The sequence below is a fragment of the Paenibacillus radicibacter genome, assembly GCF_024721995.1.
Taxonomy (GTDB): Bacteria; Bacillota; Bacilli; order Paenibacillales; family NBRC-103111; genus Paenibacillus_AM; species Paenibacillus_AM radicibacter.
In genome coordinates this window covers 130,557-143,179 of sequence record NZ_JANQBC010000003.1, presented here as the reverse complement: position 1 = coordinate 143,179, position 12,623 = coordinate 130,557, and the positions used below count along the sequence as shown (strand labels likewise).

Genomic DNA, 12,623 nt, shown 5'->3' with positions numbered 1-12,623 from the left:
TCTTTCCCCTGTAAGATGCTCTCATTGTACGAGGTAATATTTGGGATTACAACCCTATAAAATTTAACATTTACAAGATTCATTTTATTATGAAAAACGTATTCCAACTGTCTTCATATGAGGTTATAATGACCACGTACAGCTAGTGTTGTCTTACATACAAACAATTTAATGATGAAGAACCTATGTCAGGTTAGAGGCGGACGCGATGATGAGCTTACCGAAGGAATTACGAAGTTTATTGCTGATGGGTGTAGTGTCTAATATTGTGATTATCTACATCGGAATTTTCGTGAATTTGTACATTTGGGAACAAGGAAACAGCATCTTTGATGTGACATGGTTCAATCTGATTCTCTTTGTGGCATGGGGAGTTGCATATGCTTTAGGTTCTCAGCTACTCTTCGGTCGAACGATCCGCACACTGTATGGGTTGTCAGCAACTATGGGGGCGATCGCGTTCCTTGTGCTGTCACTACTTAAGCTCGATAATCAGATGCTCTGGATTGTATGTATTGCAGTGCCTGTGGGACTGATGCAAGGCTTCTTCTCTGCTGGGCAGAATATTAGTTTATCCACGCTTGGTAAAGGGACGGACTTTGCCAACTATATGGCGATTAGTGCGATTACAGGTAATATCCTCAACATGACAGTTCCGCTTCTATCTGCACTTGTGATCAAATGGATGGGGTACTCGGGTTCCTTCATCTGCATGTTCGTGTTTGTTGGGCTGATGCTGCTGTTCTCAACGAAATTACCGCAAGTTTCGCTTATCTCGTATGCAGCAAGCAAAGGTTCGTTCTGGCAAGAGATGCGGATCGGTAAGGTGTTTAATATTCCGGGTGCGAGATGGTTCATCTTATCGTGTTTAGCAGCGGGGTTTATCTTACAATTCCAAGGGTTATTCGCTCTTCTCTTCACTTTTAGTGTGACGGAAGACAAGACGGAAATTGCCCTCTTAAATATGATGTACACGTTCTTTGCACTTGTGGCATTATTCCTTTTCAAAAAACTGAAGTTTATGGAAAATAGGTGGCTTACCGCAGCGGTCCTTCTGCTGACTAGCGGAATGCTGCTCATGCTTGTTCCGTATCCCGTTACAAGGATTTGTGCGAACGTGATTACGACGATGGGGATGTTCTATTTCGTCACGGTTTGGTCGGGTGATCAGATCAAGGCGGTTAGCAGCTTGGGTGTTGTTCAGCAGTCTCGTGTGTTAGTATGGAGAGAATGGTTCCTCTGCATTACACGGATTATTATGCTGATTCTAGCACTGGGAATTAAAGATTTCAGTAGTATGATGTTTATCTTCTTAGCGATGTTGACGATAACTTGCTTACTGACGGTTTCTTTTTTCCAGACGAAGTTTGGTGCGAGCAGGAAAATGGACAACATAGATTTAGACGCTTGATGCAGTTGAATCGAAGGATGTTGCAAGGAAAGGATGTGAGCATTACGCATGTTTTCACGCAGGGAAAGTTTCAAGCAATATATTCAATTTTATCCGATCACATCAATACTTATCGCGATCAATGTAGCTGTATTCCTCGTGATGTTGTTGACCGGAACTTCATTCAGCAATGAAACGCTCTATGATTTTGGTGCGATGTTCGATCTACCCGGCATGCAGCCGGAATGGTGGCGTAATTTCACCGCGATGTTCTTGCATGCTGGTTTTGGGCATTTGTTCTTTAATATGTTTACGATCGTTATTTTTGCACCGCCGCTTGAGATCATGCTCGGCAAGGTACGTTATTTATTGTTGTATCTGATCAGTGGTGTGGCGGGTAACTTGGTCAGTGCATGGATGCACAAGTTGCAAAGCGAATACTATATCGGCGTAGGGGCTTCAGGCGCGATATACGGGCTGTACGCCGCTTTCTTGTTCTTAGCTGTATTCCGTAAAGACATCATGGATCAGGCGACGAGACAAACGATTTTGATAATTATCGTAGCGGGCTTTGTATCCTCTGTCATTACACCTCGTGTCGACATATATGCACACCTTGGCGGTTTCATCGGTGGTTTCGGTTCACTTGCTCTGATTGTGCTATCAATCAAGCGACGGGTGCGCAGACGCCAAGAGCAAATGCCGCCAACAAACGAGTATTAGATTTTAGTCAAACAGTGACGACAGTAATTTCTGTTGTCACTGTTTTTTTGTTGTCATCTGCACATGCTAAAGCAGGTTAAGTGGAGGGGGACTTGTTCAAAAGTCTACTTCACTACGAAGAAAAGAAGCACTTAGATGCTTACGATGTGGCTTTCTTCGAAAGCCTGTGAGTCTCAATCGTGAATTTTGAATTGAATTAATGGTATTTTCACGATTTCAAAGGCGAAAACTTAAACTTTTCCATAGGAAAAGTACTTCGGAAGTATGAAGTTGCTTCCTTTCTTCTTCGTTCGACTTTTGATCAGTCTATATGAAGTAAGGAGCATGGTTGCGATGCGGATAGCTAATTTGATGACGGAGAGCAGCGTCATTCTATCTCTAGGGGCGAGGACGAAGGAAGAAGTCATTGATGAGCTTATTGCGGTGCTGTCGGATGAAGATCAGGTGCGAGATGCTGCGCAATTGCGAGATGCGATCATTACACGCGAAGTGTATGAATCAACGGGAATTGGGCAAGGGGTAGCGATTCCACAAGCGACGACAGCAGCGGTTTATGATGTGAATTTAGTCTATGGGTACAGTGAGGCTGGGCTAGACTATGAATCGATGGATGATCAGCTTGCACACTTCTTCTTCCTAATTGTTGCACCTCCGAAGCGAAGTGAAGATCAGATGGACGTATTATCACGCTTGGCTGCTTGTTTAGGGGAACCCGCATTTCGTGCCAATCTCGCGGATGCTGTAACACCCCAGCAAGTATTGGATGTAATCGTAGCCCAAGAAAATGCATTATATCCTCGCATGGATACACCTGAGTCAATAGCGGAGGATAATGTTGAGATTCCCTTGCTCGATCGCGTAACAAACAGCATCGCAGAGTGGTGGGGGAACAATCGTGACTGATTCGTGAAATCTGTTACTTTTGGCGAATCATGTATTGATTTATTTAGCAATCATAGGGTAAAATGAGCCTTTAACTGATAAAACTATTTTTGTTTAAATAGTTTACAGGAACGATTCTAGAGGTGAAAACATGTCAGTCAGTCAGAACAAAGAAAAAACAGGCTTTAAAATGAGTCGCACACAGCTGCTCGGGTTATGCCTTGTAATTGCGATTTTATTTATCGACATGCTGCTTTACAGCATTGTCATACCAATTATTCCTCACTTTGAAAAAATGTTAAGTCCTTCAGCAACGATGTTAGGTGTGCTCTTTGCCAGCTATGCAGTTGCCTTGTTTCTTGCAACACCTTTCTTCGGACCTTTATGCGATAAAATCGGCAGACGTACGCCGATTATTATTGGATTGATTGGGATGGCGATCTCGACAATTATGTTCGCTTATGCCGAAACGATGCTTATGCTAATCGTGGCACGGTTTGTCCAAGGGATTGCAGCAGCTGCAACATGGACGGCGGCACTCGCGTTCTTGGCAGATATTTTTCCAGGAACAATGCGAGGAACAGCGATGGGGATGGCGCTCACAGGGATTTCGACGGGATCACTAATGGGTGCGCCGCTAGGTGGATGGTTGTTCGAATACGGCGGAACGAAGCTGCCATTCTTCTTTACGGGAGGACTTACGCTGCTTACAGCTTTACTCGTCGTATTCTTTATGAAGGAACCGCTGCGGGAGAAGGAAGAAAGCATGGGGACCTTCCATCTACTACGTAATAAATCGGTCGTCTTTATTGCTTGTGTGATATTGCTTGCGGAAATATCGATGACGTTGTTAGAGCCTGTCTTACCGGTGTTCTTAGATGCTAAATTTGAATTTAGCCCTGCAATGATCGGCTTTGTGTTCGGAGCGATGACACTTACTTACGGACTTAGTGCACCAATTGCCGGAACGCTAGCAGGTAAACGCAATCCTTTCATCATAATGCTTATCGGAATTGGGTGCTTAGCACTATCGTTACCCTTACTCGTATTCTCCTCAACATTATGGCAAGTGTTAGCAAGTGCAGCGGTTGTAGGTGCATTAATTGGTTTCACATTATCACCAACGCTTGCAACGCTCGGAATCTTGGTCGATCAAGATGAGCAGGGTGGTTATGGAGCTGCCTATGCGCTGTTTAATATGTTCCACGCAGTGGGGATCATTCTAGGTCCGCTCATTGGTGGTGTGCTGACTGACTTCATGGAAGTTCCAACAGCAGTGATTGCAGTAAGTACGGCGATTCTGATCGTAGTTGCGATTCTTTCAGCGGTACTGAAATGGAAGCTGCCGAAGTGGCAAGGAGTACGATAAGATGCTGCTAGGTAAGGGGAAATTACAGCTTCTTGAAGTGACCGCTCATAATTGGCGGGAAGTAGCTGGGCTAAGTGTTGATGAAGCACAACTGACTTATATTGAAAGCAATGCGTTCTCTTTGGCGGAGTCGATGTATGAACCGCAGTGGATATCTGTTGCTATGTATGATGAAGAAACCCTCGTTGGGTATGCCATGCATGGAACAGATCTTACAACGGGCAACATTTGGCTGGATCGATTGATGATTGACGCACATTTTCAAGGAAAAGGGTATGCTAAAGCCTTTATTCCGATGTTGATCGATCGCATGATTCAGTTATACGGATGTACGCGGATTTATCTCAGCATTCATCATGATAATTGTGCGGCGCAGAAGCTGTATGAGAAGTTTGGTTTCGAAGTTAACGGTGAGGAAGATTGCGGTGAGACCGTGATGGTACTCGATATTCCAATGCAATAATTTAATGAAATTAATAAGAGGGTTGTCCATTCATCGATAAGAGATGACGGGCAGCCCTCTTGTTAGATTTCCCACCAGCTGACGTTAAGTGTTGTGCTAAGTATGCCTGCAACAGTCAAGGAACCCGATAGTGTAACGGTAATGGATTTAGTATTCGGTACGATGATGCTGCCGGTATAGTTGGTTTCAAATATTCCCCCATTTAATGGCATAGCCCAGAAAGTAGTTCCTCCCGTAACTGCCGCAGTGGAGGACCGAACGGTCATCGCGCTTGTATTCGTGCTGCTGAAGTTCGCATTAGTTGGTATTAAAGTTGTGGGAGTGGTTAGGGTTCCACCGGAAATGATGTTTGTAGTGCCTGTTAAAGAAGATAGTAAGTTGAGGGATACACCAAGACCACCTGTAATCGCGGAAATATATACACTCTTGGCTGTGGAATTCGTTATTTGAATAGCGATAGAAACCGATCCGCCTAGCAAACCAAGTGATGCGGAGGTTGTTGCCGTTGTGATATACAAATTACCAGCCTTGCTCGCACTTGTTTCAGGTGGAGCGATGATTCCTGGAGTTTTGTACGTATTGACTAATCGGGAATAGACGGGATGTGTCTGAATATCAAATACGAATTTATTTGTCATCGCGGGTCACCTGCTTTTTCGTGGATTAGAATTCATACCAAGAGATATTGGCGGAAGCTGTAAGTGCACCTGTGCCAATGGTTACGGTTAGCGTTCGGTTCGGGGGAACAATGAGTGCTCCATTAAAACCAATTTCGTAATATCCCGCAGCAAGTAACACAGATGTGAACTGTACAGGAGAGCCACCGATGGTTCCGATTGCATTTCTTGTTGTCATTGCACTTATATTGGTACTACCTAGATTCATATTAAAAGGAGCTGGTGTCGTGCCGCCTGTAACCGTTCCCCCTGAATAAAGTGAAATCGTATTAGCTGCTGATACGCCTCCTGTTACGCGCCATACATACATCGTAACACCGCTTCCGCTCGGATTGGCAACTTGGAGAAGTAAGCTGTTGGAGGCAGTTACACTAACACTGCCTGAGGTAAGGGTATATAGTGCACCGGATTTGGCAGCATCACTCTGTGCAAACGACTCGATACCCGGGGTCGTGTACGTATTCGTTAATTGGGTATATAGCGGATTACCCGTGACGTTAAAAATGAAATTATTCGGCATCATTCACCCTTCTCTCGTTATGCATATAATAGGATATGCCAAGCTATTGCGAAACGTATGGATTAAAAACAGGTGTAAAATGAGCGATTACATCTACTTTAAGATATGCAAATAGGGTATCCGACTGAACAACGAGAATGATTGTGAAAAAGTGTTCAAACAGATATGATATAATAGAGAGCATGATCATGGAAAGGGGTGGTTACACATGGCTAACACCCATACGTATAGTCCAAAAGAAGAAATTGCGAATGCCATTACACACGGAATTGGCGCATTACTAAGCATAGCAGCGCTCGTCTTGCTCGTTGTATTTTCCAGTATTAACGGTACGGCTTGGCATGTTGTGAGTTTCTCAATTTATGGAACGACAATGATTCTACTGTTCGTCTCTTCCACGCTGGTTCACAGTTTTCCAGAAGGTAAGGTGAAAGATTGGTTCGAGTTCTGTGACCATTCTTCGATCTACTTGTTTATCGCAGGCACATACACACCTTTCATGTTCGTCGTTCTAAAAGGAACGCTCGGATGGACGTTGTTCGGGATTATCTGGGGGATTGCGATTGGCGGGATCGTGTTTAAGCTCTTCTTCACGAAGAGATTCCTGTTCATGTCAACGTTATTCTATATCATCATGGGTTGGCTCATGATCGCAGCGTGGAATCCGCTTGTTGCGAAATTGCCGCAAGGTGGTATCATCCTGCTTGTTGTTGGTGGTGTCTTGTACACATTAGGTACGGTGTTCTATGTATGGCGCGGCTTCCCGTTTCATCATGCGGTATGGCATCTGTTCGTACTGGCAGGGGCAATTGCACACTTCTTCATGATGTTTAACTACGTTCTTCCGTTACAGATTACTTAATGTATAGTCTTAGTTTAAAAAGTTAAGGGGCGATCTCTGAAGGTTATATTCTAACCTCAGGATCGCCCCTCTTGTTATATCATATCAATTCGCAGAATTACTTAGCAGGCAATTCAACGATCAATGTGTCAGCTGTGCTCATGCCAGGAAGACTTAGCATAACAGCAGGGCCATAGTAACCGCTGATTTTCATGCCGTCTTTAAGATCGTTAGCATCAACCGGTGTACCGTCAGCTGTCATGATGCGCGTGTAGCTGTCTACAGTTAGGATCATGTCGTTGCCAACTTCTTTGTCACCTAGACCGTTAACATATACTTGGAAAATGAAAGTATCCATTGGATGAGCTGTTTTATCAATCGTTCCGTGAACAGGAACGGTTTGTTTTGTTACGAACAATTTGCTAGCGTGACCCACCGGCGGCAAGCTCTTCGTTAGGCGCTCACCATAGAATGCTGTAACTTTATATCCTTCGTGAAGATCTTCAAGTTTAAGAGCTTTACCGTTTACAAGGTCGATGATTTCCGTGGAAGCATCTACTGTAAGTTTTACGTTGTTAAGACCTTTCTCACCAAGACCTTGGCCTGTGATTTCAGCTGTGTAGTGGCCTTCGTTCTTCGTAAGAGATGTCATGATTCCACTAGTGGATAGGGAAAGGTCAGCTTGTGCTTTCGTTAAGTTGATGGATTGCTTTTCCTCATTCCACTCGACACCAAAGCCCATTTTGTCAGCAAGGTCGCGAAGTGGTAAGTATGTTTTTCCGTCATATGTAAGTGGTGCAAGAGATTGTTTAGCTCCGTTTAGAGAGATTTCAAGTTTAGAGTTCAAGAACGCCTCAACCTTATCAGCTATAGAGGATGCACTTGCTGCTACCGGTACGATGCTTACTGCTGCAGCTAGAGATGCTGCTAATAATACTTTGGATTTCTTCTTCATGATGATTCCCCCTGTTAGTTCACTCATTTTTTTTGATTTGCACCCTTACAAACGGTAAATGTGTCCAATATGTTGCACCGATTTATTTTTTTATAGCAAAAAATGATTTTTTACGAGAACCATTATGTCTCGGATCAGTCAAAATAGTTGATTGTTTTTCCCCTTGGTAAGCGGTAATTTTCTAGATAAGAACTTGCCGTTTATGAAGCTGTCAGGGAGATGATCAACATGAATGATACGTACTCGAAAGTTCATATGGGATCGATTCGAACGAAGAAGGACTTACAGCAACTCGTGAACGAGTCGTTAGCACCGCTAGCCTCTTATTTTACACCGGGTAAAAGTGGGCTGGATCTAGGTGCCACGGGAGCGGTTTACAATAAATCAATTGAAAGAATGGAAGCATTCGCAAGACCTTTATGGGGGCTCGCACCACTTGCACATGGGGGTGGAGAGAGTGACCTGTGGGCGTACTACGTGGAAGGGTTGGTTCATGGAACTGATCCGAACCATGAAGAATATTGGGGCAGTTTTGACAAAAAAGATCAGCGTATGGTGGAGATGGCAGCAATCGGACTCGCGTTAGCACTTGCGCCAGATCAAATCTGGCATCCGCTGACAGATGAGCAGAAATGGAATGTCCATCGCTGGCTCGATCAAGTGAATGTTGCGCCGCAAAATCCGAATAACTGGCTCATGTTCACGATTCTTGTGAATCTCGGTTTCAAGCGGGTTGGAATGCCGCACAATCAAGAAAAGATGGAAGAGTATCTGAATCAGTTGGATACCTACTACTTGTCCGACGGTTGGTATTCAGATGGAAAGACTGATCAACGAGATTACTATATTGCTTTTGCAATGCAGTTCTACACGCTGATCTATGCGCAATTGAATGAACAGGATGATCCCGTACGTGCGCATAAATATCGGGAACGTGCAAAGCAGTATGCGCAGCAGTATATGTACTGGTTCGCTGAAGACGGTAGCTCCATTCCGTTCGGACGCAGCCTAACGTATCGGTTTGCGCAAGGATCGTTCTGGTGTGCACTGGTGTATGCAGGCGTGGAAGTATACTCGCTTGGCGTCATGAAGGGCATGATTATGCGACATTTACGCTGGTGGTTTAGTCAGCATATTTTTGATAAAGCAGGATTATTATCTATTGGTTATACATATCCGAATCTCATCATGGCTGAGAATTACAATGCACCCGGTTCACCGTACTGGGCTTATAAAGCGTTCTTGCTCTTGGCACTTCCAGATGATCACCCATTCTGGGTAGTGGAGGAAGAAGAGATGCCAGAGTTAGACGCTTTGTCGGTGCAGCCACATGCACGAATGCTCTTGCATCGTCCAGAGGGGAATACACATGCTGTCGCCTTAACAGCCGGTCAACTTGCGAATTTCGATATGGCGCATAATGCTGCAAAGTATGCGAAATTCGCCTATTCAACCCTATTCGGATTTAGTTGTCCGAAAGGCAGCTATGGCCTGTACGAAGGTGCTTATGACTCGATGCTCGCACTTGCTGAGCGTGATGAGATGTATCGTGTAAGGCGCAAGGTTGAAGCGTTTGAGGTCACTGAAGATTATGCCTATACCTACTGGAAGCCTTGGCATGATGTTGATGTGCATACGTGGCTTATTCCCGCAGGTATGTGGCATGTACGTGTCCATCAGATTCAGACAAAGCGACCACTGGATACAGCAGAAGGCGGCTTCGCTGTCAGTCGACCGACAGATTTTACAGTTGATGAGGAAGCGTGTGTGAATGTGGCAGGTGATTACGCTATCGCGAGATTTAAGCAAGGAACAAGTGGGTTAGTGAATTTGCTTGGGGAACGTAACGGACAGATGATCTACCCGTATCCGAATACGAATGTACTTTATCCTCGTACGGCGCTGCCAACCCTAACTGGGAGCTTAGAGCCGGGTGAACACTTACTAATCTGTGCCGTATTCGGTTCAACGACAAGTGAAGTGAATGATGTGAAGTGTAGCCAAGTTCCTGAAGTAAGTAGGGAAAGCGATACACTTCATTTGGAATATGTAATAGACGATCGAGTTTATACGAAGCAATTATCTCTTATTGATACCACTACTTACTAGAAAGAGTGTGTGCAAAAAGTTAAACGGAAGAGAAAAAATGTACTGTAGGATGCTTTCGATGTACTTTTCCTATGGAAAAGTTGTATCGCCTTTGAAATCGTGAAAATACCATTAGACCAAATCAAAATTCACGATTTCGACAGCGACCGGAAGTGCTTTTTTCTCTGTAGTGTCCAAACTTTTTAAACACAGTCCAAAGGAGCTAAATGAAAATGGGCACAATGTGGAGCGCTGCAATTGAGGATGCGATGTTAAAGGTTAAAACGAATATGATGAAGTATGAAGGTCTATTCCCCCACATTACCGAGAATCAGCGCTATGAGTGGGGAGTGAATGAAGATTGGATCGAGGGCTTCTATACCGGGATGATGTGGCTCTCTTATGAATACGGGGGCGACACATACTTTAAGGCGTATGCAGAAAGTCAGCTTGCGAATTACAAGAACCGAATGGATCAACATATCAGCCTAGATCATCATGATATTGGCTTCTTATATTCGTTGTCTGCGATTGCACAGTGGCGTGTAACGGGTAGTAGGGAAGCGCGTGAGCTTGGGCTACAAGCTGCTAAACGTCTGGTAGAACGCTGGCGTCCACAGATCGGTGTCATTCAAGCATGGGGCGTTGAAGGCGACCCGGAGAACGGTGGACGAATCATTATCGACTGTCTGCTGAATCTGCCGCTTCTGTATTGGGCATACGAGCAAACAGGCGACCCACATTATTATGAAGTTGCGCATGCACATGCCCTGATGAGTCGTCGTTACCTTGTTCGTGGAGATGGTTCTTCGTACCATACCTTTTACTTTGATCAGCAAAGCGGCAATGCGCTTCGTGGCGGTACGCATCAAGGGTACCAAGATGGCTCGACATGGACGCGTGGGCAAAGCTGGGGGGTATACGGATTTGCCCTTAGCTATCGTTACACGAAGGACGAACGCTTCTTGGAAACGTCGAAGCAGCTTGCTCGTTACTTCATCGACCATTTGCCAGAGGATCATATCGCTTATTGGGATTTCGATGCACCGATTACAGTAGATACACCAAGAGATAGCTCTGCATCAGCCATTACAGCGTGTGGTTTAATTGAATTGCTAGCGATCATTGGGGAGGAAGACGCAGATTATAGCTACTTTAAGGACGCTCTTCAGAAGACGATGGAATCGCTCGTTCGGGACTATTCAACTATGAAGATGCCAGATGCCGAAGGGCTATTGCAGCATGGTTCCTATCATGTGCGTGGCAATCGTGGGCCAGACGATTATATGATTTGGGGCGACTATTATTATATGGAGGCACTTATTCGTATGGAAAAAGGACTTCATACCTACTGGTAAAATTATAGATTACAATCTTGGACTGCATTGGTATAATTTGGTTATTAGTGCAGTCTTTTTGTATGCATCTACCAAAAAAGAATAAGGGGGAACGCTATGAGATCGAATCGCTGGGTCGTCTTACTGTGTTATACCGCACTTGCAGGAATTAGCCAGATGCTGTGGCTAAACTTTGCACCTATTATTAGTCAATTGGAAACCCGTTATCAGGCTTCGGCTGCGGACATCAATTGGCTATTAAGCGTGTTTCCTCTTATTTATGTGCTGCTGTCTGTACATGCAGGTATGGTTATTGATCGACGCGGGTATCGCTTTGCTGTTGGAATTGGCGGGATATTCATGGCGGTATTTGCCTGTGTACGCATCATGGACTTTAACTTTTACTGGCTGCTCGTTGGGCAGATCGGTATCGCCATCGGTCAGCCGTATGTAGTCAATGGCATCACGAAATTGGTCACGGATTGGTTTCCACGAAGCAAGCAAGCCATGGCAACGGGGATCGGAACGATGGGGATGTTCATTGGTATGGCTCTTGCGCTTGCAGGCACTCCTATTCTGGTAGAAGCGACGAATTTGCAGATGACTTTGCTTATTTTTGCAGCAATAACGGTATTCTTTACAGTCTTGTTCTGGATATTCGTACATCCGAATCCACAGGGATCTCAAGAACAAATCGATAAGAGAGGGCAGGCAAGTGGCTGGCGTAGTATGCTGCCATTATTACGGGATCGTCAATTATTGCTTATATGCGTAATTGCATTTGCAGCACTTGGTTTCTTTAATGGATTGACGTCGTGGTTGGAACAAATATTAGCACCTTATCAAGTTACGTCAGAGGAAGCGGGCTGGATAGGCGGGGCGTTCATTATCGGAGGAATTCTAGGAGCGGGTGTTATTCCAGCAATCTCAGATAAAATCGGCAAGCAGCGACCGTTCTTGCAGTTGTGTTGCTTAACCGCATTGGTACTCATCTATCCGCTGTGTACGCAAGGGGATGTGACGATACTCCTCGTACTGAGCAGTCTGCTCGGATTTTTCTTCTTACCGGGATATGCCATGTTGTTATCGATGACAGAGCGAATCGCAGGAGAGAAGCAGGCAGGTGAAGCGACAGGTCTGATGATGCTTGCAGGTAATCTTGGCGGTGTGATTGTCATTCCTGCAATGCAGATGGTGACAGGTAGTAGCAGTACATGGATAAATGCGGTTTATCTCATGCTAGCTCTCGTTCTTGCGAGTCTTCTGCTTACGATTGGCATAAAAGAAAAGAAGCAAGATGTGATGCAGAGTAATCTTCCTCTCTAACTTGTTTATCGAAACAGCCCCAACTGCGCGCTCGGCAGTTGGGGCTGTTTGT

Annotated in this window: 12 protein-coding genes; 9 read left to right on the top strand and 3 right to left on the bottom strand. The window is 44.8% G+C overall.

Features of this window, described 5'->3' with window-relative positions:
• Window positions 1-211 precede the first annotated feature (211 nt).
• The 5 genes from NV379_RS08425 to NV379_RS08405 all read left to right on the top strand — a co-directional run bounded on the left by NV379_RS08425 (window position 212) and on the right by NV379_RS08405 (window position 4,827).
• Entirely contained in the window at window positions 212-1,411 is a 1,200-nt protein-coding gene (locus NV379_RS08425; protein ID WP_258206858.1) for an MFS transporter, read from the top strand.
• 48 nt (window positions 1,412-1,459) lie between these two features.
• Window positions 1,460-2,113 carry a rhomboid family intramembrane serine protease gene (locus tag NV379_RS08420; protein ID WP_258206857.1) on the top strand — a complete coding sequence of 218 codons (654 nt, stop codon included), beginning with the start codon at window positions 1,460-1,462 and terminating at the stop codon, window positions 2,111-2,113.
• A gap of 333 nt (window positions 2,114-2,446) precedes the next feature.
• Window positions 2,447-3,016, top strand: a complete 570-nt coding sequence (locus NV379_RS08415) for a PTS sugar transporter subunit IIA (protein ID WP_258206856.1) — start codon at window positions 2,447-2,449, stop codon at window positions 3,014-3,016.
• 130 nt (window positions 3,017-3,146) lie between these two features.
• On the top strand, window positions 3,147-4,364 hold the full coding sequence (locus NV379_RS08410; RefSeq protein WP_258206855.1) for an MFS transporter: 1,218 nt from the start codon (window positions 3,147-3,149) through the stop codon (window positions 4,362-4,364).
• Window position 4,365: 1 nt separating this feature from the next.
• Window positions 4,366-4,827 carry a GNAT family N-acetyltransferase gene (locus NV379_RS08405; protein ID WP_258206854.1) on the top strand — a complete coding sequence of 154 codons (462 nt, stop codon included), beginning with the start codon at window positions 4,366-4,368 and terminating at the stop codon, window positions 4,825-4,827.
• A gap of 62 nt (window positions 4,828-4,889) precedes the next feature.
• On the opposite strand, the gene NV379_RS08400 is transcribed toward NV379_RS08405, so the two are convergent.
• Window positions 4,890-5,465, bottom strand: a complete 576-nt coding sequence (locus NV379_RS08400; RefSeq protein WP_258206853.1) for a hypothetical protein — start codon at window positions 5,463-5,465, stop codon at window positions 4,890-4,892.
• A 25-nt stretch (window positions 5,466-5,490) separates the two neighbouring features.
• Window positions 5,491-6,024: a hypothetical protein gene (locus NV379_RS08395; protein WP_258206852.1), complete on the bottom strand. Its 534-nt coding sequence runs from the start codon at window positions 6,022-6,024 to the stop codon at window positions 5,491-5,493.
• Window positions 6,025-6,232: 208 nt separating this feature from the next.
• On the opposite strand from NV379_RS08395, the gene trhA reads away from it, so the two are divergent.
• Window positions 6,233-6,886 carry a PAQR family membrane homeostasis protein TrhA gene (trhA, locus tag NV379_RS08390; protein WP_258206851.1) on the top strand — a complete coding sequence of 218 codons (654 nt, stop codon included), beginning with the start codon at window positions 6,233-6,235 and terminating at the stop codon, window positions 6,884-6,886.
• A gap of 97 nt (window positions 6,887-6,983) precedes the next feature.
• On the opposite strand, the gene NV379_RS08385 is transcribed toward trhA, so the two are convergent.
• Entirely contained in the window at window positions 6,984-7,820 is an 837-nt protein-coding gene (locus NV379_RS08385) for a stalk domain-containing protein (protein ID WP_258206850.1), read from the bottom strand.
• Window positions 7,821-8,048: 228 nt separating this feature from the next.
• Between NV379_RS08385 and NV379_RS08380 the strand changes: the two genes are divergently transcribed.
• The 3 genes from NV379_RS08380 to NV379_RS08370 all read left to right on the top strand — a co-directional run bounded on the left by NV379_RS08380 (window position 8,049) and on the right by NV379_RS08370 (window position 12,571).
• Window positions 8,049-9,929 carry a DUF2264 domain-containing protein gene (locus NV379_RS08380; protein WP_258206849.1) on the top strand — a complete coding sequence of 627 codons (1,881 nt, stop codon included), beginning with the start codon at window positions 8,049-8,051 and terminating at the stop codon, window positions 9,927-9,929.
• A gap of 221 nt (window positions 9,930-10,150) precedes the next feature.
• Window positions 10,151-11,266, top strand: coding sequence for a glycoside hydrolase family 88 protein (locus tag NV379_RS08375; protein ID WP_258207179.1), 1,116 nt, complete (start codon window positions 10,151-10,153; stop codon window positions 11,264-11,266).
• Window positions 11,267-11,362: 96 nt separating this feature from the next.
• Window positions 11,363-12,571 (top strand): MFS transporter, encoded by a 1,209-nt coding sequence (locus NV379_RS08370; RefSeq protein ID WP_258206848.1) that lies wholly within the window; start codon window positions 11,363-11,365, stop codon window positions 12,569-12,571.
• Window positions 12,572-12,623: the final 52 nt, after the last annotated feature.